At 64.0% G+C, this 20,111-nt stretch carries 22 protein-coding genes; 15 read left to right on the top strand and 7 right to left on the bottom strand.

Features of this window, described 5'->3' with window-relative positions:
• Positions 1-3: 3 nt before the first annotated feature.
• Both AC0L27_RS01280 and AC0L27_RS01275 read right to left on the bottom strand, forming a co-directional pair.
• Positions 4-867, bottom strand: a complete 864-nt coding sequence (locus AC0L27_RS01280) for a fumarylacetoacetate hydrolase family protein (protein ID WP_473317860.1) — start codon at positions 865-867, stop codon at positions 4-6.
• 94 nt (positions 868-961) lie between these two features.
• Positions 962-1,663: a GntR family transcriptional regulator gene (locus AC0L27_RS01275; protein WP_354206821.1), complete on the bottom strand. Its 702-nt coding sequence runs from the start codon at positions 1,661-1,663 to the stop codon at positions 962-964.
• A gap of 111 nt (positions 1,664-1,774) precedes the next feature.
• On the opposite strand from AC0L27_RS01275, the gene AC0L27_RS01270 reads away from it, so the two are divergent.
• The 4 genes from AC0L27_RS01270 to AC0L27_RS01255 all read left to right on the top strand — a co-directional run bounded on the left by AC0L27_RS01270 (position 1,775) and on the right by AC0L27_RS01255 (position 4,739).
• Positions 1,775-2,767 (top strand): zinc-dependent alcohol dehydrogenase family protein, encoded by a 993-nt coding sequence (locus tag AC0L27_RS01270; RefSeq protein ID WP_354206819.1) that lies wholly within the window; start codon positions 1,775-1,777, stop codon positions 2,765-2,767.
• Positions 2,768-2,783: 16 nt separating this feature from the next.
• Positions 2,784-3,140, top strand: a complete 357-nt coding sequence (locus tag AC0L27_RS01265) for a VOC family protein (RefSeq protein WP_473317858.1) — start codon at positions 2,784-2,786, stop codon at positions 3,138-3,140.
• Entirely contained in the window at positions 3,137-3,688 is a 552-nt protein-coding gene (locus AC0L27_RS01260) for a VOC family protein (RefSeq protein ID WP_473317857.1), read from the top strand. Before AC0L27_RS01265 ends, AC0L27_RS01260 begins: the two co-directional genes overlap by 4 nt.
• A 73-nt stretch (positions 3,689-3,761) precedes the next feature.
• Positions 3,762-4,739, top strand: coding sequence for a tripartite tricarboxylate transporter substrate binding protein (locus tag AC0L27_RS01255; RefSeq protein ID WP_354206815.1), 978 nt, complete (start codon positions 3,762-3,764; stop codon positions 4,737-4,739).
• 28 nt (positions 4,740-4,767) lie between these two features.
• Here AC0L27_RS01255 and arsC read toward each other — a convergent pair whose 3' ends face one another.
• The 3 genes from arsC to AC0L27_RS01240 are packed head-to-tail and all read right to left on the bottom strand — an operon-like array spanning position 4,768 to position 6,225.
• Positions 4,768-5,169 (bottom strand): arsenate reductase (glutaredoxin), encoded by a 402-nt coding sequence (gene arsC / locus AC0L27_RS01250; protein ID WP_354206813.1) that lies wholly within the window; start codon positions 5,167-5,169, stop codon positions 4,768-4,770.
• Positions 5,166-5,870, bottom strand: a complete 705-nt coding sequence (locus tag AC0L27_RS01245) for an MIP/aquaporin family protein (protein ID WP_354206811.1) — start codon at positions 5,868-5,870, stop codon at positions 5,166-5,168. Before AC0L27_RS01245 ends, arsC begins: the two co-directional genes overlap by 4 nt.
• Entirely contained in the window at positions 5,863-6,225 is a 363-nt protein-coding gene (locus AC0L27_RS01240) for an ArsR/SmtB family transcription factor (RefSeq protein WP_354206809.1), read from the bottom strand. The genes AC0L27_RS01245 and AC0L27_RS01240 overlap by 8 nt, the downstream gene beginning before the upstream one ends.
• A 124-nt stretch (positions 6,226-6,349) precedes the next feature.
• Here AC0L27_RS01240 and AC0L27_RS01235 point away from each other — a divergent pair, with 124 nt between their 5' ends.
• The 3 genes from AC0L27_RS01235 (at position 6,350) to AC0L27_RS01225 (ending at position 9,388) form a co-directional block, all read left to right on the top strand.
• Positions 6,350-6,667: an ArsR/SmtB family transcription factor gene (locus AC0L27_RS01235; protein WP_354056201.1), complete on the top strand. Its 318-nt coding sequence runs from the start codon at positions 6,350-6,352 to the stop codon at positions 6,665-6,667.
• A gap of 53 nt (positions 6,668-6,720) precedes the next feature.
• Positions 6,721-8,091, top strand: coding sequence for an NAD(P)-binding domain-containing protein (locus AC0L27_RS01230; protein ID WP_473317854.1), 1,371 nt, complete (start codon positions 6,721-6,723; stop codon positions 8,089-8,091).
• Between the two features lie 115 nt (positions 8,092-8,206).
• Positions 8,207-9,388 (top strand): MFS transporter, encoded by a 1,182-nt coding sequence (locus AC0L27_RS01225; protein ID WP_354206803.1) that lies wholly within the window; start codon positions 8,207-8,209, stop codon positions 9,386-9,388.
• A 21-nt stretch (positions 9,389-9,409) separates the two neighbouring features.
• On the opposite strand, the gene AC0L27_RS01220 is transcribed toward AC0L27_RS01225, so the two are convergent.
• Entirely contained in the window at positions 9,410-10,462 is a 1,053-nt protein-coding gene (locus tag AC0L27_RS01220; RefSeq protein ID WP_354207336.1) for a Cj0069 family protein, read from the bottom strand.
• A gap of 524 nt (positions 10,463-10,986) precedes the next feature.
• Here AC0L27_RS01220 and AC0L27_RS01215 point away from each other — a divergent pair.
• Genes AC0L27_RS01215 through AC0L27_RS01205 form a run of 3 tightly spaced genes read left to right on the top strand, consistent with a single transcriptional unit; the run spans position 10,987 to position 13,088 of the window.
• The gene (locus AC0L27_RS01215) at positions 10,987-11,895 is read left to right on the top strand and encodes a DUF1259 domain-containing protein (protein WP_354207334.1); all 909 of its coding nucleotides are present in this window, start codon (positions 10,987-10,989) and stop codon (positions 11,893-11,895) included.
• 15 nt (positions 11,896-11,910) lie between these two features.
• Positions 11,911-12,558 carry a hypothetical protein gene (locus AC0L27_RS01210; protein WP_354206801.1) on the top strand — a complete coding sequence of 216 codons (648 nt, stop codon included), beginning with the start codon at positions 11,911-11,913 and terminating at the stop codon, positions 12,556-12,558.
• 29 nt (positions 12,559-12,587) lie between these two features.
• The gene (locus AC0L27_RS01205) at positions 12,588-13,088 is read left to right on the top strand and encodes a GlcG/HbpS family heme-binding protein (RefSeq protein ID WP_354206799.1); all 501 of its coding nucleotides are present in this window, start codon (positions 12,588-12,590) and stop codon (positions 13,086-13,088) included.
• A 101-nt stretch (positions 13,089-13,189) separates the two neighbouring features.
• Here the strand turns inward: AC0L27_RS01205 and AC0L27_RS01200 are convergent, their stop codons facing one another.
• On the bottom strand, positions 13,190-13,429 hold the full coding sequence (locus tag AC0L27_RS01200; RefSeq protein WP_354206797.1) for a YjiS-like domain-containing protein: 240 nt from the start codon (positions 13,427-13,429) through the stop codon (positions 13,190-13,192).
• 368 nt (positions 13,430-13,797) lie between these two features.
• Here AC0L27_RS01200 and AC0L27_RS01195 point away from each other — a divergent pair, with 368 nt between their 5' ends.
• The 5 genes from AC0L27_RS01195 (at position 13,798) to AC0L27_RS01175 (ending at position 20,100) form a co-directional block, all read left to right on the top strand.
• Entirely contained in the window at positions 13,798-14,163 is a 366-nt protein-coding gene (locus AC0L27_RS01195) for a hypothetical protein (RefSeq protein ID WP_473317950.1), read from the top strand.
• Between the two features lie 102 nt (positions 14,164-14,265).
• On the top strand, positions 14,266-14,658 hold the full coding sequence (locus AC0L27_RS01190; protein ID WP_354206793.1) for a FixH family protein: 393 nt from the start codon (positions 14,266-14,268) through the stop codon (positions 14,656-14,658).
• Positions 14,659-14,742: 84 nt separating this feature from the next.
• Positions 14,743-16,167, top strand: coding sequence for an efflux RND transporter periplasmic adaptor subunit (locus AC0L27_RS01185; protein ID WP_354206791.1), 1,425 nt, complete (start codon positions 14,743-14,745; stop codon positions 16,165-16,167).
• Complete coding sequence (locus tag AC0L27_RS01180) at positions 16,164-19,334, top strand: efflux RND transporter permease subunit (protein ID WP_354254078.1); 3,171 nt, start codon at positions 16,164-16,166, stop codon at positions 19,332-19,334. The genes AC0L27_RS01185 and AC0L27_RS01180 overlap by 4 nt, the downstream gene beginning before the upstream one ends.
• Positions 19,335-19,656: 322 nt before the next feature.
• Positions 19,657-20,100, top strand: a complete 444-nt coding sequence (locus AC0L27_RS01175) for a hypothetical protein (RefSeq protein ID WP_354206787.1) — start codon at positions 19,657-19,659, stop codon at positions 20,098-20,100.
• Positions 20,101-20,111: the final 11 nt, after the last annotated feature.

Genomic DNA, 20,111 nt, shown 5'->3' with positions numbered 1-20,111 from the left:
GCTCTATGCTTCGTCGACGACGGGATTGCGCAGCACGCCGATGTTCTCGATCTCGACCTCGACCACGTCGCCGGGCTTGAGGAAGACCGGCGGCTTGCGGGTGAAGCCGACGCCGGCCGGCGTGCCGGTGGCGATGACGTCGCCGGGGACGAGGTCGAAGATGGTCGAGCTGTACTCGATCAGCCGCGGGATCGAGAAGATCAGCATCGAGGTGTCGGACGACTGCACCACCGCGCCGTTGACGCGCGTCTCGAGCTTCAGCTTGGTGGGATCGCCGATCTCGTCCGGCGTCACTAGCCAAGGACCGAACGGGCCGGTGCCGACGAAGTTCTTGCCGGAGGCGATCTGCTGGGCGTGACGCTGCCAGTCGCGCACGCTGACGTCGTTGTAGATCGAGTAGCCCGCCACGTGATTCCAGGCGTCGGCCTGGTTGATGTGACGGCCACCCTTGCCGATGACGACGGCAAGCTCGCCCTCCCAGTCGAAATTGTCCGAGACCTTCGGCCGGATCACCGGCGCGTTGTGCGCGACCTGGGAGCGCCAGACCCGGAGGAAGATCGGCGGAAATTCCGTGATCTCGCGCTTCATCCCGAACGCCACGGCTTCGTTGTGGTGGTCGAGATAATTCCGCACGGCGCAGACGATCTTCTCCGGACGCGGGATCACCGGCAGATATTTGATGTCGCTCAGCGCCATCGTGGGCTTGTGCCCGGCAACGATGGCCTCGCGCCGCGCATAGTCGTCGCTGCCGAGGAAGTCCGCGAGAACAGGGTATTGGGGCAGGGCGCGACCGAGATCCACGACACCATTTTCGACAACGGCGCCCCAACTTTCCCGAGTTCCGTCCAAGAACGACAGTAGTTTCATGCTTTCGCCCCAAAGGTTGGCATTTTCGATCTTTTGCATTATTTTCGAAAATAGGTGGAGGCGCAAGCCCACCCCAATAAAAAGACGGTGCAGCCTATTCGGTATCGAGCAGGTGCGCGGCGTATGTTGCCACGTTGTCGGCAGTCGAGCGGATGTGCGTCTCGATCAGCTGCACCGCGAGGTCAGGATTGCGCGAGATCGCGGCCTGCATGATCGCCTGGTGCTCGCCGGCCTTGTCGCGCGGACGCGGCCGGAAATTGGCCGACAGATGCCGATAACGCTCGGCGCGGTCGAACAGCTCGGCGCGAATGGCGAGGAGTGTCGCGGAGCCGCAGGCTGACACCAATGCCTGGTGGAATTGGCGGTGGGCGATGTTCCATTCGGGATCACGCAGCGGATGTTCGGGATCGCGCTGCTCGATCCGCTTCAATCTGTGCAGTGTCGAGATGACGGCGATTTCCCAATCGTCGTTGCCCCGCTTGATGGCACGGCGGATCAATTCCACCTCGATCAGGACCCGCGCATCGGTGACCTCCACCAGATCCTGCCGGCTGACGGGGGCCACGCGAAATCCGCGCTGCTCCTGCGCGTCGACCAGGCCCTCGGCGGTAAGCGCCGTCAGTGCCTCGCGCAGCGTGGTGAAACTTACGCCGAATCGTTCGCGCAGGACGTCGAATCGCAGCGGCTCGCCCGGCGCCAGGCCGCAGGCAATGATCTCCTCGCGCAGCCGATGGGTGACGTCGGCGGCGATGGTCTTGCCGAATTCCTTGCGGGGGCGAATGGCGCTGTCGGACATCGTTTCTGTCATTGAATCGATAGCTCAACATGCCGCGCCAAAGACCATCTTGCAATAATTTTCGTAAAGGATATGATTTTCGAAAATACGGCTTGGGAGGCGTGTGACATCATGAGAGCGGTGCTGGTGCGTCAGCCGGGTGGTCCGGATGCACTCGAACTGGTCGAGCTTCCGGTGCCTGTGCCCGGACCCGGCCAGGTGCAAATCCGGGCCGAAGCGTTCGGGGTGGGGCAACCCGATGTGCTGATCCGGCGTGGCGTCTACAAATGGATGCCGCCGCTGCCGGCCAATCCCGGCAACGACGTCGCCGGCCGCATTGCCGCGCTCGGGCCCGGCATCGAGGGCCTTGCGATCGGCCAGAAGGTGCTGCTGAGCGCACGCGACCTGTCGCAGCGCGGCGGCTGCTACGCCGACTATGTGGTCGCTCCCGCGGACGCCATTCATCTGCTGCCCGACAATGTCGATCTGCAAGCGGCCGTGTGTCTGTCGAACTACCAGGTCGCCTACGCGCTGCTGCACGAGTGCCGCCATCCGCGCGCACCCGCGAGCGTGCTGGTGATCGGGGCTGCCGGTGGTGTCGGCACCGCGCTGGTGCAGCTCGCCAAGCTCGCACAGATGAATGTCATCGGTACGGTCTCCACCGACGAGAAGGCCGCATTCGCGCGGAGCAACCGCGCCGATCATGTCATCTACTACCGCCGCGAAGACGTGGTGGCGCGGACCCGCGAGCTGACCAATGGCGAGGGCGTCGGACTCGTGCTCGATCACGTCTGTGGGCCCGAGTTCACCGGCTATCTCGGCGCGCTCGGCAAATGGGGGACGCTGCTGTCGTACAACGCTTTCGCCGGATTGCCGGAAGAAAACCTGATGGCGGCGATGCGCGACCATCTCGACATCTGCCCGGCGATACGCTGCTTCTCCTTCCATATCTACGACCACGATCGCGACGGGCGTCGCGCGCTCATGCGCAACGTGATCGAGGCGCTCAGCCGCAACGCGATCAAGCCGGCGATCTCGGCGGTCCTGAAGCTCGACGAGGTCAGGCAGGCCCACACGCTGCTCGAGCAGGGCTCCGCGCTCGGCAAGATCATCATGACGCCATGAGGGGGTGGATCGCACGATGACGACACAAGCACCCATTGCACGCTTCACCCGGCTCCGGCACGCGAGCTTTGCCTCGCCCGATCCCGAGCGGTTGCTCGACTATTACCGCGCCGTGATCGGTCTTGGCCTCGTCGGCCGCGACGGCAACCGCATCTTTCTCGCCAACGATGCCGAGCAGCTTTCGCTGGTGATCGAACCCGGCGACGCGGCGCTGACGAGCATCGCCTTCGAGATATCGCCTGATGTCCAGATCGAGGCGCTCGGCGCCGCGCTGAAGCAGGCCGATCTGCGGCCCGAACTTCAGAGCGATCCGCTGCCTGGCGTTTCCAGGCTGCTGTTGTTCGCGATCCCGAAGGCACGCGCTTCGAGTTGATCCAGGGCTGGACGCCGACGCCCGCGCAGGAACGGATCGGTGCGCTTGCCGTCACCAAGCTCGGCCATGTCGCCCTTCGCACGCCCGATCCGCGCGCGGCCTCGGAGTTCTACGCCAACGCCATGGGCCTGCGAGTCTCCGACTGGATCGAGGACCGCTTCGTCTTCATGCGCAGCGGCTATGAGCATCACACGCTGAACTTCGCGCGCGCGCCCGGCCGCGGCCTGCATCATGTTGCGTTCGAGCTGCGGGGGCCGACCCACATGCAGCAGGCGTGCGACCATCTCGCCCGGCACAAGCTCCCCGTGCTCTGGGGACCGGTACGTCACGGCCCCGGCCACAACACGGCGATTTACCACCGCAATCCCGACGGACATCTGGTCGAGCTGTTCCACGACCTCGACCGCATGACCGACGAAGAGCTCGGCTATTTCGAGCCGCGTCCCTGGCATCGCGATCGACCGCAGCGGCCAAAAGTCTGGGTCGGCCTGCCGCGCGACGTCTGGGGCATGCCGCCATCGCCTGAATGCACGGAGTTCGCCCGCTAGCGGACTCAAACTCGACTTGAACAACGCCGGCTCGTCGCGGCCAAGACATAACAATCAAAGGGAGGACGCATCCATGCGAAGGATGAAGCGGCTTGCTGCGGCGATTTTTCTGTTTGGCGGTTGTCTCGCAACCACTTCGGCTTCGGCGGACAATTATCCGTCGCGTCCGATCCGGCTGCTGCATGGATTTGCCGCCGGCGGCGCGGCCGACACGCTGTCGCGCATCATCGCCGACGGGCTCTCCAAGAAGCTCGGGCAGCCGATCATCGTTGAGGCCAAGCCTGGCGCCGGCGGCAACATCGCCGCCGATGCCATCGCGAAAGCGGCGCCCGACGGCTACACGATCGGGCTCGTCACCGGCGCTCACGCCATTTCCGCGGCGACCTACAAGAGCCTCGCCTACCAGCCGGCCGAGAGTTTCGAGATGATCTCGACGCTGGTCTATTACGCGCTCGTCATTGCCGTGCGGAGCGATTATCCGGCAAAATCGCTGGGCGAACTCGTCGCCATGGCAAAGCAGAAGCCCGGTGCGCTCAGCTTCGGATCGGTCGGTTTCGGCAGCACGCACCATCTTGCAGGAGAGCTGTTGAATGCAGCCGCCGGTGTCGAGATCGTGCACGTGCCCTATCGCGGCGATTCCCAATCCGTCACCGCGCTGCTCGGCGGAGAGGTTCCGGTGATCGTCGGCACGCCGGTCCTGCTCGCCGCGCAAATTCAAGGCGGTGCGATCCGCGGCCTGGCGGTGACCTCGCCGACGCGCACCGCATTGTTGCCTGACGTGCCGACGGTTCAGGAAGCCGGGATCAAGGGATATGACGTGCGCACCTGGGCCGGCCTGCTGGCCCCGAAGGGAACGCCGCCCGCCATAATGGTCGCACTCAATGCGGCGACGTTGGACGCTCTTAGGGATCCCGACCTCAAGCAACGTCTGGAGACCGCCGTCGGCGGCGAGGTCCGCGGCAGCTCGCCGGAGGAGATGAAGAAGCTGATCGAGACCGAGATCAGCAAATGGACCGGCGTGGTGGAGCGGGCAAAGATCCCGAAGATCTGATCCGAGGCAACACAGGCGCCCCGTAAGCCTATCGCGCCTCGACCACCTCGCCATCCTCCTTCACGAACCGGCCGACGGGCTGGTCCAGGAGATCGATGACCGCTTCCGAGGGCCGGCACAAGCGTGTGCCCTTGGGCGTCACCACGATCGGGCGGTTGATCAGGATGGGGTGCGCGAGCATCTGGTCGATCAGCTCGTCGTCGGACCATTTGGGGTCGTCGAGGCCGAACTCCTTGTAGGGGGTGCCTTTCTCGCGCAGCAGCGCGCGAACGGAGATGCCCAGGGCCTTGACGAGCTCGACCAGCCTTTCGCGGGATGGCGGCGTCTTCAGATACTCGACGACGACGGGCTCGACGCCGCTCTGCCGGATCATCGCCAGCGTGTTGCGCGAGGTGCCGCAGGCAGGGTTGTGATAGATCGTGACGCTCATCGGGTGGTCTCCGCGATTGGGACGGGGCCTCGCGCCTGGGGGCGTCCGAGCAGCCAGTTCATCAACAGCATGGCTGCAAAGGCTCCGCAGAGTTCAGCGAGGATGAAGCCGGGCAGGTCGGCGGGACGAATGCCCGCGAACGTATTCGTCAGCGACCTTGCGATGGCCACCGCCGGATTGGCGAATGAGGTCGAGGCCGTGAACCAGTAGGCCGCGGTAATGTAAAGGCCCACCAGCCAAGGCACCGCAGTCCGCTGGAAACGGATACCAGCCAGGATCGTCGCAACCAGACCGAAGGCGGCGACGGCTTCGGCGAACCATTGCGGTCCTCCGGTTCGCATCTTCGTCGAGAGATCGATCAGCGACAGTCCGAACATCAGATGCGCCGCGATCGTTCCCGCGATGCCGCCGGCGATCTGCGCGACGACGTAAAGTGCGGCGTCGTTCACCGGCAGCTCGCGCTTGCCGGTGAAGACGAGGGTAACCGCCGGATTGAAGTGTGCGCCGGAGATCGGACCGAGCACGGTGATCAGGACGACCAGAATGGCGCCGGTCGGCAACGTGTTGCAGAGAAGCGCAAGCGCGACATCCTTGGTCAGCGTCTCCGCCATGATGCCGGAGCCGACCACCGTGGCGACGAGAATGCCTGTGCCGAGCGCTTCGGCCGCGAGGCGGCGCGGAAGATCGAACTGATCAGGCACGGCTCCGCTCCTTTCGTCTCGGAGAGCAGCAGGCTTGGAGGCTCTCGACGACCGGCGCGCAAACTTCCGGCCGCCCTTCGCAGCAATCCCGCAGCAGGAAAACTGCCACGTCTCGAAACTCGCTGAGATTGGCGCGGTAGACGATCGAACGACTGCGCCGCTCGGAGGTGACGAGCCGCGCGCGCGTCAGGATCGACAAATGCGCCGAGAGCGTATTCTGAGGGACCTCCAACAGCCGTGCGAGATCGCCGGCCGCAAGCCCGTCGGGCTCGTGCCGGACCAGCGTCCGGAAGGCCTCCAGACGGGTCGCCTGGGCCAAGGCGGCGAGTGCCAGAACGGCTTCTTCGGTTTCCATATATCCAGACTTATGGAATTATGGCGACGCCGTCAATCCGGAATTTTTAACAATGGGCGAACATATTTCGAATATTCTAGAAATATGGTGACACTTAGACGTCAGCTGGCGCAGCATGCCCGCCATGAAGATCGATGACGCAGCAGCACGCCTTGAAGCCCTGGGCAACCGGACGCGACTCCAGATCTATCGTGCCCTGGTGCGGGCTGGGCACAAGGGCATGGCCGTCGGCCGCCTGCAGGACAAGCTGAAGATTCCGGCGTCGACGCTGTCGCATCACATCAAGACGCTGGTCTCGGTCGGGCTCGTCAGTCAGGTCCGGGAATCAACGACGCTGATCTGCCACGCGAACTTCGACGCGATGCGCGGCCTGGTCGATTTCCTGGCGGCGGAGTGCTGTGCCGACGAGGTCGGATGCAAGGACACGCAAACGGCGGCCTGATCATTTTTTCGGGTCAAGTTATTCGATGGTCCTAGAATGATGGGAGTAACGGCATGAGCGACGCAAAGACGGTAGCCATCATCGGGGCGGGCCCTGTCGGCCTCGCAGCAGCTGCGCACGTCCTGGAGCGTGGCATGTCGCCCATCGTTTTGGAGGCAGGATCCGAAGCGGGGCACGCGGTGCGCCAGTGGCAGCAGGTCCAGCTCTTCTCGCCGTGGGAATACAACGTTGACAAGGCCGCCGCGCGCCTGCTGGCGCCGACGGGATGGAATTCGCCGGACCCGAGCTCTTATCCGACCGCCGGCGAACTGCTCGATCGATATATGACGCCGCTTGCGACGCGAACGCCGCTGCGCGAGGCGATCCGGGCATCCAGCCGTGTCACGGCCATCAGCCGCGTCGGCTTCGACAAGGCGAAGACGAAAGGGCGCGAGCAGGCGCCTTTCAAAATCCGCTACCAGAACGGCAAAGGTCTTGAAGTGCTGCGCGCCGATGCCGTGATCGATACGTCAGGCACATGGTTCTCTCCCAATCCCGCCGGAGGGAATGGTCTGCCCGCGATCGGTGAACACGAATGCGCCGGCCACATCGCCTACGGCATGTCCGATGTCCGTGGTGCCGGTCGCGCCAGATATGCCGGGAAGACAGTTGCGGTGCTCGGCGCTGGCCACTCCGCGGTGGGCACGCTGATCGATCTCGTGCATCTCGCGGATGAGGCGCCGGGGACGCAAGCGATCTGGCTGTTGCGCGGCGCCGATCCCGCCAAGGCGTTTGGCGGCGGCCGGAATGACAAGCTCGCTGCGCGCGGAGAGCTCGGCAGCGCGTTCGCTGCGCTCGTTGCCACCGGGAAGATCAAGGTCGAAGCCGAATTCGGAGTCACGCGTCTCTCGGACTCCGAAGACCGCCTCGAGATCGCGGCCGGCTCGGGTTGCGGCGGACGAAGCGTGATCGTGGACGAGCTGATCGTCTCGACGGGCTTTCGTCCCGACTTTTCGTTCCTGTCCGAATTGCGCCTGCGGCTCGATCCCGCCATCGAGGCGCCGGTCGCGCTGGCGCCGCTGATCGATCCCAACGAGCATAGCTGCGGCACAGTGCGCCCGCACGGCGCGCGCGAGCTCTCGCACGATGAGCCGGGCTTCTACATGGCGGGCATGAAGTCGTATGGCCGCGCCCCGACCTTTCTCATGATGACAGGGTATGAGCAGGTGCGCTCGATTGCGGCCGATCTCGCCGGCGACAAGAAAGCCGCCGCAAGGGTGGAGCTCGTGCTGCCGGAGACCGGCGTCTGCACGCGCGGTGGCGTCGAGTCCACTGAAGCCGGATCGGGATGTTGCGGTGGGCCGGCAAAGCAGGAACCGACGGCGTGTTGCGCCGCCGACGAAGCGGCGAAGAAGGCCGGCGCTTCGGGGTGCGGTTGTTCATGAAGCTGGTTCTTGCAGGTGAAGGCGGAGAGATGCCCATTGTGGTTGGTGCGCCGTTTCAGCCCGGGGGCGGGAGGACAGCATTCGTAACCTGAGCGGCCGGTCCCTGATCGCGGTGATGTGCATCGGCCAGGTCGGCAATCTGCTGCCGCATGTGACGCTGTCCGCGAATTTGGCGCAGTATCTGATGCCGGCGTGGGGACTGTCGGCGGCCGAAGGCGGCTTGATGGCGAGCGGTTACGCGTTCGGCTACATGCTCGCCGTGCCGTTGCTGACGACGTTGACCGACCGGATCGACGCACGGCTCGTCCTGCTCTGGGGCTCGATCGTCAGCGGACTGGCGACCGCCGCGTTCGGAATCTTCGCGCAAGGGTTTTGGTCCGCGACCGCGATCTGGTCCCTGGCAGGGCTTGGATTTGCCGGCGCCTACATGCCGGGCCTGAAGGCGCTGACGGACCGGCTGCCCGCCGGCGACACCTCCCGCGCCGTCACGCTGTACACGTCGAGCTTCTCGGTCGGCGTCGGCCTCTCGTTCCTGGTCGCGCAAGTGATCGCCGACCGCTGGGGATGGCGGACGGCTTTCCTTGTCACCGGCTTCGGTCCTATCGCAATGGTCGTCGCGTGCCTTCTGATGCAGGCACAGCGGCCCGCTCCGAAGGCGGGACGTCTCCTGAACTTCGCGCCCGTCTTCGCCAATCGCGAGGCGCTCGGATACATCTTCGGCTACGGCGCCCATTGCTTCGAGCTCTACGGCATCCGCACCTGGCTGGTCGGCTTCTGGACCTTCGTCGTCGCCCACCAAGGCGCGCCGTCATGGTTGAGCCCCGTCGTGTTGAGCTTCTGCTTTGCGGTGATCTCGATGCCGGCCAGCATCCTCGGCAACGAGGCCGCGCTGAAATTCGGGCGCCATCGCGCGATCACGGTCGTGATGATCGCGTCGGCCTGCGTCGCGCTGGTCATCGGCCTCAACGCGACGGCACCGGCATGGGTGCTCGCGCTGCTGCTGCTCGTCTATGGCCTGACAGTGCCGGCGGATTCGGGCGCGTTGACCGCCGGCATGTCCGCCGCGGCTGTGTCCGAACATCGCGGCGCGACCCTGGCCCTGCATTCGACGGTCGGCTTCGGCCTGTCGGCTGTCGGTGCCTGGGGCACCGGCGCCGCGCTCGACGCAGCCGGCGGCCCGCAGAGCGCGACCGGCTGGCTGCTGGCGTTCAGCGTTCTTGCGGCCGGAATCGCGCTGGGGCCGTTGGCGCTGCTGTGGGCGCGGGCGCAACCGTCTCCGAGCCGCAGCGCGGGATGACGCTATGCGCCCGCCGGCGGTTCATTTGGCCGAACTCGCTCTTTGCGTCTGCGTAAGCCGCTGCTTCACCGTCCGCGCGATCGCTGCCGGGGCCTCCTCGGGTATCGCGAAGCATGAACTCGCGTTGATCTCGCACAGGACGTAGGTGTCGGCCCCAGTCGTGTCTTTCGGACCATACAGGAAGTCCGCGTCCCAGATGACCGGGAGCGAGCCTTCGTCGATCTCCAGTGTCTTCATCATTCCCGGGGTCCACTCATCTTCCATCAATCGACGCAGCCGCTGGAAGCGCGGGTCTGCGTTCGAGGTGTAGAGGCGCGGTCCCGCCTCGGAACGGGCGGCCGGCGAGTCGACCAGGGCTTTGACTTTGTGATAGCCGAAGCCGGCACAGCGATTGCCCGACATATAGCAGCGCACCACGCCTTCGCTCAAGCGTGGCTGGAATGGCTGATCGACCACGCTGCCATTTTCGAAATATTCGGCGCAGCGACCGAGAAAACTATCCAGCGTCAGTTCCTCGGAGCCATCTTTGGTCGCATCCAGCACCTTTATCATCGGGGAAGTCGGTAGCTTCTCGACCTTCCACACGCCTTGGCCGCCGTTGCCGCGGTTGCGCTTGATCACGCGCGGACCGGTGGCGAGCCATGTCGGCAACTCGGCGCGCATGGCCTCGGCGGTTTGATATAAAGCCGTGTCGCATCCCCACCCCATCGAGCGGGTACGATAGAGTACCTCCTTGGTGCCCATCTTGAGAATGACGTCCGGATGCGCGCTCACCCACGGTCCCCGCGCCGCAACGTCGCGAAGCAGGGGATCGAGCTCGACACGCGTCTTGCCCTGGTGGATCGGATCGACCCAGACGAGCACGCCGTCCGTCGCGAGCAATTGTTCACGGACGTCCTCGGCGAAGTTTTCGTCGTAGATCGCCGGGCGCGCCTCGATACCGACGGCGGCGAGTGCTTCGAAGACGCGGACGAAGCGGCTGTTTTGCGCCGTCGCATCCCGGCGCGCGGCAGCGTCTCCGCGTGAGAGGATAGCGACGGTGTGTTGGTGAGAAGGGTGTCGTTCGGTGTCCATGCGCAAGCTCCACGAATGGCGTGCTGCGCAGAGCTTGGACCGAGGCCTCACGGGGAGTCTGCTTTGTCCCCACGCAAAGGACACTAGCGAGCCCGTTCGCGAGTTTCAAGACGTGGCTGGCGCGGTTCCGCGGAGCGGTGAACTCTTTGTGACGGTCGCCCGCGGCTCCGGTGGGCAGGCCGATGCACGCGCCCGTTGACAGCTCCCACCTTCGGGTTTTTATTTGGGGCTCGGGGATGTGCGATCTCCCCGTGAGGCGACATGCCCAAGCATCGCGTCCTGATCACCAAGGGCGCAGCATGTTATCATACATTCCCTACTTCATCCGGCAGATAGGCTCGATTTTTCGGCTCGGCTCCCGTGCCGATCGCAGCACCGCTGCGCGCATTGATGCCCGCGCTTTGTCGCGCCTCGTGGGCGTGATGTGGGGGAAAGATCGCGAACCGGACTTCACCTGGGGCGGGTCGGTCGTCGACAGCGGCGACCGGGTCAAACAGCGAAACCAAAGCCTGAGGAGTAGCACAATGAAAAGAATCATCTGGGCCGTGGTCGGCATTGGTGTTTGTCTGCTTGCATTTCGCTTCGGCCCCTTCATCCCGGCATATGCCCAGGATGCCGAATGGCAGAAGGTGGACGAGACCCTGGGCCGCAAGCCCGCTGTCTCGGACGACGTCCGCCGCTACGGCTTTCCCCGCAGCGATCTCTCCGTGAAGTTGGACGGGGTTTCGATCAAGCCGGCGCTGGCACTCGGCGGTTGGGTTGCGTTCAAGCCGGCGCATGGCGGCGCAATGATCATGGGCGACCTTGTGCTGCTCGAGACCGAGATCAATCCCGTGATGGCGAAGATGATCGCGAGCGGGCTCGAGATCACAGCCGTGCACAATCATTTGCTGCGTGCGAGCCCGGCAACGTTCTACATGCACGTCGCCGGACAAGGCGACCCCGTCAAACTGGCCTCGGCAATCCATGATGCGCTGGCCGAAAGCAAGACCCCGTTGACGGTCACCGCACCGGCGAGCCCGCCACCCGTCATCGACCTTGACACGGCGAAACTCGACCAGATCATTGGAGTGAACGGGAAAGCGAATGGCGGCGTCTACCAGTTCAACGTGAAGCGGCGCGACCCTATCACGGAAGACGGCATGTTGCTGACCCCCGTCGCCGCGATGGGCGTTGCGATCGCCATCAATTTCCAGCCGACGGGCGCGGGGAAGGCCGCCATCACCGGCGACTTCGTGCTGACCAGCGACGAGGTGAACCCCGTCATCCTGGCGCTACGGACCTACGGCATCGAGGTGACGGCGCTGCACAGCCACATGCTGGACGAACAGCCGCGGCTCTTCTTCATGCATTTCTGGGCTAACGACGATGCCGTCAAGCTCGCTGAAGGCCTCCGTGCGGCGCTCGACAAGACGGCGAGCACGAAGGGCTGATGCATGGACAAGCTCATGGACAAGCTTGCGTTGGCTTCCATGCTGGCCTTGTTAGTGGGAGGGAACGCCGTGGCCGAGACCCTGAATTTCGACATCGCTGCTGCCGGAAGTTCGCCCGACGGGTGGACTTTGACGATGACCGGCAAGGGACAGCCGAAATGGACCGTTGAGGCCGAGGCCACGGCGCCCAGCAAGCCGAACGTTCTCAAGCAATCCGGACGGGCGACGTTTCCCCTCGCCATCAAGCGCGATAGCGCCATCCGCGACGGCTTCGTCGAGGTGAAATTCAAGGCCGTCGCCGGCTCCGAGGATCGCGCGGCGGGAGTTATTTGGCGTGCGAAGGATGCCGATAATTACTACGTGGTGCGGGCCAACGCACTGGAGGACAATGTCGTGCTGTACAAGACAATCAAGGGCGTTCGAATCTCACTTGAGATCGTGGGGCGCAAAGGCGGCTATGGCGTCAGCGCGCCGGTATCGTCCGGGCAATGGCACCTGCTGCGCTGCGACTTCGCGGGACATCGGTTCAAGGTGAGCTATGACGGAAAGCAATTGTTCGAGGTGGAAGACGCCACCATTCCGGACGCCGGGATGATCGGCCTGTGGACCAAGGCAGATAGCGTGACCCTGTTCGACGATCTGACATATGGTGAGACCAAATAGGCGTTTGGTGACCTATGCCGGAGATTGCCATGAACGTTCGATGCCTGTCGGTCGCGACGGCCCTGCTGATTGCGTCCATCTGCCCAGTACGGGCCGAGGAAAGTCTGGTCGCCTATAAATCGCTCGGTCCGGAACTGGCGCTCGATCTTGCGCGCGCTGCGTTGGCGAACTGCCGCACCCGTGGATACCAGGTTGCAGTCGCGGTCGTCGATCGCTTCGGCGTCATGCAAGTGATGTTGCGCGACCGCTTTGCAGGTCCTCACACCGTCCCAACGGCAACCGGCAAGGCGTGGACAGCTGCCTCGTTCAAGACCAGCACGACCGAACTGAATGCGATCAGCCAGCCAGGCATGATGCAGGCGGGCATTCGCAACCTTCCCGGAGCGGTCGTCATCGCCGGAGGACTGATCGTCGAAGCCGGCGGCTCCCTGGTCGGAGCGGTCGGCGTGTCCGGCGCTCCGGGCGGTGACGCGGACGAAGCGTGCGCGAAAGCCGGAATTGATGCCATACGCGACAAGCTGGACTTCTGAGAGCCTTTTCGTGAGCCTGGCGGCCGTCTGATCCACAGGGATGAGCAGACGCGCCGCCTTCGCACGCTCAGGTGTGACCGCTCATCGAGCGGATATGATAATCACCGATCGTCGCGCCAACCTGAGAAGTAACACCGTCGAGCTTCCCCAACGATTGTTCTCGATAAGCCGATGTCCGCGAGAAGCCGGTCGTCCAGTTCGAGAAGCTCGTCGTATTGGCGGCGCCGTGTGATGCCGTCCAGCAGCGCGAGCGTTAACTTCCAGAACCATCGAGGGTTTGGAGAAGGGCCGAAGGCTGCGCTGGATGTGCTGATTGAGCCAGTGGTGCTGTCGCAAGACATGTTTCACCTCCGTAATGGAGCGAAACAACGCTTGGCTCGAAAGCTGGTCGGGCGGTTGTGTTTGACCCGATGGCCGTTGCTATCATGCTCGTCTTTGCCCCACAAGAGATCCTGTTCGTGCTTGATCGTGAGCTGCCTCCGGGTGCTTGCGCTTCGGAACGCTCCGCTTGCGCCCGGGATCTGTCCGCCGACTTTTCACGGGCCGGTGCCGCTGACGCTGGTCGGACCGTCGGTCGTCCGCTGGGGGACGGACCCGGCCGCCGTTCCGGCCTCGGTCACGAACCCTTGACCAAGATCAATGACTGTTTTCGATGCTCGAATATGTTACTGAGGCGGTGTTCCGGCCCGAAAGTGAGATTTAATATTTGATGCAGTTCGTCCGTACCATCCAGGCATTCGCCATCGCCATATCCTTGGCGATGTTGCCGGTTGGCGCGTCCGCGGCGAACCTCGCAATCTCGTCGGACGACATGGCGACGACCATGCACATGAGCGGCGACGCGGATATGTCGATGGACGATTGTTGTCCCGACATGAAGGGAACGGGCTCCCACACTGGTGGCGGCAAGTGCGGAATGGGCTTCTGCTGCGTTGGCGGGATCATCGCGCTCGGTGATGTCAGGCCCGTCGCTTTTGCATATCTCGCCGTGGCTGCCAGCAAGTTGACCATTCCAGCCGATCAGGTTGTCTGCTTCCGCGGCGCCAGTCCTCCTTTCCGACCACCTCGAATCTGATCTCGCAAAGCCAGGGACGCGAGCGGCATGCCGGCTCGCGACGATGACTTGACGTGCGCTCTCCCGCGCCACGGCGATAGATCAATTCATGAGGACAGGACGATGCTTTCCAGATTCAGCACCGCGGCTCTCGCCGCCACCCTTTCGCTTGCCACTTCCGCCGCGCTTGCGGGCGCCGGCGACTACGCCTTCGACCCCGTCAATCCGCAGATGAAGAAGGGTGAAGACGTCACGCTCGCCGTTCGCTTGACGAACAAGCAGACCGGCAAGCCCGTGCCGGATGCGGTCGTCTTCAAGACCCGCGTCGACATGGCCCCGGACGGGATGGCCGAGATGGAGTCGCCGGTCGCACCGCTGCCCTCCAAGGAACCCGGTGTGTACGCCTTCAAGACGGACCTGCCGATGGCCGGCCGCTACCAGATCACGCTATCGGCGAAGGTGCAGGGCGAACCCGAGACCGTCATCGGCAAGGTGATCGTCACCGCGACGAAGTGAGCGTTCGGGCGCTGCCCGGCGGCGCCCGACATTCCCTTTTTTCATTCACATGGAAGCGCGCTCCCGGGCGCGCGGATACACCACATGAAAACGCTGCGTCTCCTGACTGCTCTTGCGCTGGGCGGCGGCCTGGCCCTGGCCGGCTACTGGCATTTGAGCCGTGCGCGCGGGCTCCTCGATGCCGAGATCATATCCGCTGCGGCTGCCGCCGAGCCAACTCCGCTCTATTACCGCCATCCGGGCGGCGCGCCGCTTTGGTCTGCTGGTCCGAAGAAGGACGAGCGCGGCCGGGACTACCTGCCGGTCTATGACGACGATCAGGCGGTCCGGGCCGTACCGAAGCCGCAGCAGGCGTCCTCGCGGAAAATCCTCTACTACCGCAATCCCATGGGGCTGCCCGACACCTCGCCGGTGCCGAAGAAGGATTCGATGGGGATGAATTATGTCCCCGTTTACGAAGGCGACGACACCGACGACGGCACCGTGAAGCTGTCGCCCGGCAAGATCCAGCGCACGGGCGTGAAGTCCGAGCCGGTCGAGCGCCGCTCGATCCGGGTCTCGGTGAAGGCGCCCGGCACGATCCAACTCGATGAACGCCGCGTGTCGGTGATCGCGATGCGCGCCGAAAGCTTCGTGCAGAAGGTCGCCGACGTGACCACCGGCACGCGCGTAAAGGCGGGCCAGCCGTTGATGGAAATCTACAGTTCGGCCGTCGCTTCCGCGGCGGCGGAGTATCTCGCGACGATCACCTCCAAGACGGTCGGCGGCGTTGAGACGTATGGCCGCGGCTCGCGACAGCGGCTGATCAATCTCGATGTTCCCGACGCGGTTATCGCGGAGATGGACAGGACGCACACCTCGCCCGTCACCATACGCTGGTCTGCGCCGCGCGACGGGATCGTGCTCGAGCGCGGCGCGATCGAAGGTATGCGGGCCAATCCCGGCGACGTGCTGTTCCGGATCGCGGACACCTCGGTCGTCTGGGCGCTGGTCGACGTGGCCGAGCGCGATCTCGGCGACGTTGCGGTGGGGCAGTCGGTCGCGGTACGCGCACGCAGTTTCCCGGGCCGAACCTTCACCGGGAAGATCGCCGTCGTCTATCCGCAGGTGAACCGCGACACGCGAACCGTTCGTGTCCGGATCGAGCTTGCCAACGCGGACGCGGTGCTGCTGCCGGACATGTACGTCGATGCCGACATCGACACGGCCGATGCCGCGCCCGTCCTGGCGATACAGGACAGTGCGGTGCTCGACACCGGCAGCCGGCAGAGCGTCCTCGTCGACACAGGGGAAGGGCGTTTCGAGCCGCGGGAGGTTAGGCTGGGCCGTCGCGGCGGCGGTTATGTCGAGGTGCGGGAGGGTCTCTCGGTCGGCGAGGCGGTGGTTACCTCCGCCAATTTTCTGATCGATGCGGAAAGCAACCTGAAAGCGGCGCTGAAGGGTTTTGGTGAGGCGGCGTCGCGAGCCACCGACGCCGGCCCTGGCAACGCAACGGGAGATCGCAAATGATTGCCCGCGTCATCGCCTGGTCGGCGCGCAATCTGTTGCTCGTGCTGTTCGGTACCGGCTTCGCTGCCGCCGCCGGCCTCTATGCCCTGGTTCACCTCCCGCTGGATGCGATCCCGGACCTCTCGGACACGCAGGTCATCGTTTACACCGAGTATGCCGGGCAGGCGCCGCAGGTGATCGAGGATCAGGTCACCTATCCGCTGACGACGGCGATGCTCACCGTGCCGAAATCGAAAGTCGTGCGCGGCTTCTCGTTCTTCGGCGTCTCTTTCGTCTACGTGATCTTCGAGGACGGCACCGACATCTACTGGGCCCGCTCGCGCGTGATGGAATTCCTCAACGGTGCGTCGTCCAGGCTTCCTGCCGGTGTCACCCCGACCATCGGGCCCGACGCGACCGGCGTCGGCTGGGTCTACCAATACGCCGTCATATCGAAGGAATTGAACCTGGCGGACACGCGCACGATCCAGGACTGGAATCTGAAGTTCGCGCTGGCCAAGGCCGATGGCGTCGCCGAGGTCGCCAGCATCGGCGGTTTCGTCAAGCAGTATAACGTGGTCCTCGACCCGCAGCGGATGCGCGACCGCGGCATCAGCATGCAAAAAATACGCGAGGCGATCCGCGCCAGCAACGCCGATGTCGGCGGGCGCACAGTCGAGCTCTCCGAGTTCGAATACGTCATCCGCGGCAGGGGCTACATCAAGAGCATCAACGATCTCGGCAACATCGTCCTGAAGACGAGCAACGGCACGCCGGTGTTGCTGCGGGACGTCGCCAACGTCGAGCTCGGACCGGACGAGCGGCGAGGCATCGCCGAATTGAACGGCGAGGGCGAGGTTGCAAGCGGGATCGTGCTGCAGCGGTTCGGCGTCAACGCACTCGACGTCATCGAAAACGTCAAGAAGCGCTTCGGGGAGATCGCGAGCAGCCTGCCGAAATCGGTCGAGATCGTGCCGGTCTACGACCGGTCGAACCTGATCTACGCGGCCATCGATACCCTCAAGAACACCCTGTTCGAGGAGAGCATCGTCGTTGGGCTCGTCTGCATCGTGTTCCTTCTGCATGTCCGCAGTGCGCTCGTCGCGATCTTGATGTTGCCGGTCGGTGTGCTGATGGCGTTCGGTGCCATGAAGCTGCTCGGGCTGGGATCGAACATCATGAGCCTCGGCGGTATCGCGATCGCGATCGGCGCCATGGTGGACGCCGCCATCGTCATGATCGAGAACGCACATAAGCACCTCGAACGGGCGAGGCCTCATCAGTCTCGCGTGCAGATTCTGATCGACGCAGCATCCGAGGTCGGGCCTGCGCTGTTCTTCAGCCTGCTGATCATCACCGTGTCGTTCATGCCGATCTTCACCCTGGAATCGCAGGAGGGGCGATTATTCAGCCCGCTGGCGTTCACGAAGACCTTCTCCATGGCCGCTGCGGCCCTGCTGTCCGTCACCCTGGTGCCGGCGCTGATGGTGATCTTCGTCCGCGGCAGGATTGTCCCGGAGAGCAGGAACGTCATCAATCGCTTCCTGATCTGGGTCTATCGTCCCGTGATCAAGGGAGTTCTGCGCGCCAAGACTCTGGTCATCCTGGCTTCGCTCGTCGTGCTTGCGGTGACAATCTGGCCGGCGCGCCAGCTCGGCACGGAGTTCATGCCGGCGCTGAACGAGGGAACGCTGCTCTACATGCCGACGACGCTGCCCGGCATTTCGGTCACCAAGGCAGCCGAGCTGATGCAGATGCAGGACCGCATCATCAAATCGTTCCCGGAAGTCGCTTCGGTCTACGGCAAGGCGGGGCGAGCCGCCACTGCGACCGATCCCGCGCCGACGGAGATGTTTGAAACAATCGTCAACCTCAAGCCGAAAGAGGCGTGGCGTTCCGGCCTTACCGTCGACGGCCTTGTTGCCGAGATGGACAAGGCGTTGCAATTTCCGGGCGTCTCCAACGCCTGGACCATGCCGATCAAGGCGCGCATCGATATGCTCTCCACCGGCATCCGCACGCCGGTCGGCGTCAAGGTCATGGGAACGGATCTCGGCGAGATCGACCGGCTCGCGAAGCAGATCGAACGCGTCATCAAAACCGTGCCCGGCACGTCGTCGGCCTACGCCGAACGCGGCATCGGCGGCTATTATCTCGAGATCGTTCCGGATCGCGAGGTGCTCGCCCGTTACGGCATATTGATCCAGGACGTTCAGGACACCATCGCTGCCGCGCTCGGTGGTCAGACAGTCACGACGACCGTGGAAGGCCGGCAGCGGTTCACGGTGAACATGCGCTATCCGCGTGACCTCCGCGACAATCCCAAGGCCATCGCCAGCGACATCCTGGTGCCGATGCCTTCGGGCGGCGCCGTGCCGCTCGGCGAGGTCGCCAAGGTCGAGCCGGCACGCGGGCCGACCTCGATCCGGACGGAGAACGGCCAGCTTGCCACCTACATCTACGTCGATATCCGGGATCGGGACATCGGGAGCTATGTCGCCGATGCGCAGCGCGCCGTCAGCGAAAGCATCAAGTTTCCGGCCGGCTATTACGTGATCTGGAGCGGCCAATACGAATATCTGCAGCGCGCCGCCGCCCGCCTGAAAATCGTCGTTCCGGTGACGCTCACGATCATCTTCCTGCTGCTGTACCTGAACTTCCGGGCGATGACCGAGACGCTCATCGTGATGCTGTCACTGCCGTTCGCGCTGGTCGGCGGCATCTGGATGATGTGGTGGCTCGGCTTCAACCTGTCCGTTGCGGTCGCGGTCGGCTTCATCGCTCTCGCCGGCGTTGCCGCCGAGACGGGCGTGGTGATGCTGATCTATCTCGATCACGCGCTGGTCGAGACAAAAGCCAGGTGTAGCGCTGACGGCAGGGTCTTTACCCGACGAGACCTTCACGATGCCATCATGGTGGGTGCGGTCGAGCGCGTGCGGCCCAAGATGATGACGGTGGTCGCGATCATGGCCGGTCTGCTGCCGATCATGTGGAGCACCGGGGCCGGATCGGAGATCATGCAGCGCATTGCGGTGCCCATGATCGGCGGCATGACGTCATCGACACTGCTGACGCTCGTCGTGATCCCCGCGATTTTCGGCCTGGTGAAGGGGCGGGGGCTTCCACCGGGCGAACGATCGGCTCTTGCCGATGAATGGACCATGCGCGTTCCGCAAGCCGCCGAATAGGTGGGCGGCGAAGGTCGTCGTTCTCGGCAACGTCTCCGCCAACAAAAAACCCGCGGCGGATTGCTCCGCGCGGGTGAACTTTCGATGATGCCATTCTGCCAGTGTTTTGCCCGACGTGTCAAAGGCGGAGGCGCGCTGCGCGGAGGATTCGCATCGCCGTCCGGTTTTCCACAACGCGAGGGGTAGTGGTGTTCGGCCGTTCCGGCCCCCCAACAATCGATAATTTGTCATCGCGAGCCGGGCCGTCTTCATAGGAGGGACGTTCCGCTCCGCCTGTCCACATGATCAAGCTGACCGCAACGCAAAGCATCACCCCGTACAAATGGGTGCATCCGACCGAAAAGCGGTAGGATTGGGCAAATACCGAGCAGCGCACAGCAACGCGCTAGCGATAGATCAGAGCTCCGACGCAAAGAACAAGCATCGTCAAGCTGAGCGCAATGGTAACGAGGGCGCGCTCGGCTCTGCTGGTAAGCTCTTCTTCGCTCATGACAACTTTCCCTGCCGCAAGGTCAACCTGCATGCCCTCACCTTGTTCCCCGCACGATCGGGATGCGTGAAGCTTGGTGGCTCCAACCTGATCATGCACGTTGCCGGAGGAAGTGCCGCCAACGTGAACCGCTCCCTGCCGGCTGTGTGCACTAGTGCGCCGACGGAAGCTTCCACCAATATCTACGTTCCGACGTCACCGCCCGATCAGTGGCTGTTATCGGTGATGAGAACGCTGCTTGCGCTCCCGCCTCCTCCGGAACGGATCGTGCAGTGAGCCAGCGGCGC

The sequence above is a fragment of the Bradyrhizobium sp. Ken51 genome, assembly GCF_055807435.1.
Note: the sequence above shows the minus strand (reverse complement) of the source record. Positions and strands in the feature narration are given on the sequence as shown.

Bases quoted from the DNA above. Each gene is read 5' to 3' on its own strand.
- arsC (WP_354206813.1), bottom strand. From the start codon at position 5,169: ATGAGCGTCACGATCTATCACAACCCTGCCTGCGGCACCTCGCGCAAC.
- AC0L27_RS01210 (WP_354206801.1), top strand. From the start codon at position 11,911: ATGGACAAGCTTGCGTTGGCTTCCATGCTGGCCTTGTTAGTGGGAGGG.
- AC0L27_RS01180 (WP_354254078.1), top strand. From the start codon at position 16,164: ATGATTGCCCGCGTCATCGCCTGGTCGGCGCGCAATCTGTTGCTCGTG.
- AC0L27_RS01265 (WP_473317858.1), top strand. From the start codon at position 2,784: ATGACGACACAAGCACCCATTGCACGCTTCACCCGGCTCCGGCACGCG.
- AC0L27_RS01280 (WP_473317860.1), bottom strand. From the start codon at position 867: ATGAAACTACTGTCGTTCTTGGACGGAACTCGGGAAAGTTGGGGCGCC.
- AC0L27_RS01240 (WP_354206809.1), bottom strand. From the start codon at position 6,225: ATGGAAACCGAAGAAGCCGTTCTGGCACTCGCCGCCTTGGCCCAGGCG.
- AC0L27_RS01190 (WP_354206793.1), top strand. From the start codon at position 14,266: ATGCTTTCCAGATTCAGCACCGCGGCTCTCGCCGCCACCCTTTCGCTT.
- AC0L27_RS01215 (WP_354207334.1), top strand. From the start codon at position 10,987: ATGAAAAGAATCATCTGGGCCGTGGTCGGCATTGGTGTTTGTCTGCTT.
- AC0L27_RS01230 (WP_473317854.1), top strand. From the start codon at position 6,721: ATGAGCGACGCAAAGACGGTAGCCATCATCGGGGCGGGCCCTGTCGGC.
- AC0L27_RS01200 (WP_354206797.1), bottom strand. From the start codon at position 13,429: ATGTCTTGCGACAGCACCACTGGCTCAATCAGCACATCCAGCGCAGCC.
- AC0L27_RS01195 (WP_473317950.1), top strand. From the start codon at position 13,798: ATGCAGTTCGTCCGTACCATCCAGGCATTCGCCATCGCCATATCCTTG.
- AC0L27_RS01235 (WP_354056201.1), top strand. From the start codon at position 6,350: ATGAAGATCGATGACGCAGCAGCACGCCTTGAAGCCCTGGGCAACCGG.
- AC0L27_RS01255 (WP_354206815.1), top strand. From the start codon at position 3,762: ATGCGAAGGATGAAGCGGCTTGCTGCGGCGATTTTTCTGTTTGGCGGT.
- AC0L27_RS01175 (WP_354206787.1), top strand. From the start codon at position 19,657: ATGGGTGCATCCGACCGAAAAGCGGTAGGATTGGGCAAATACCGAGCA.
- AC0L27_RS01185 (WP_354206791.1), top strand. From the start codon at position 14,743: ATGAAAACGCTGCGTCTCCTGACTGCTCTTGCGCTGGGCGGCGGCCTG.
- AC0L27_RS01270 (WP_354206819.1), top strand. From the start codon at position 1,775: ATGAGAGCGGTGCTGGTGCGTCAGCCGGGTGGTCCGGATGCACTCGAA.
- AC0L27_RS01220 (WP_354207336.1), bottom strand. From the start codon at position 10,462: ATGGACACCGAACGACACCCTTCTCACCAACACACCGTCGCTATCCTC.
- AC0L27_RS01225 (WP_354206803.1), top strand. From the start codon at position 8,207: ATGTGCATCGGCCAGGTCGGCAATCTGCTGCCGCATGTGACGCTGTCC.
- AC0L27_RS01205 (WP_354206799.1), top strand. From the start codon at position 12,588: ATGAACGTTCGATGCCTGTCGGTCGCGACGGCCCTGCTGATTGCGTCC.
- AC0L27_RS01275 (WP_354206821.1), bottom strand. From the start codon at position 1,663: ATGTCCGACAGCGCCATTCGCCCCCGCAAGGAATTCGGCAAGACCATC.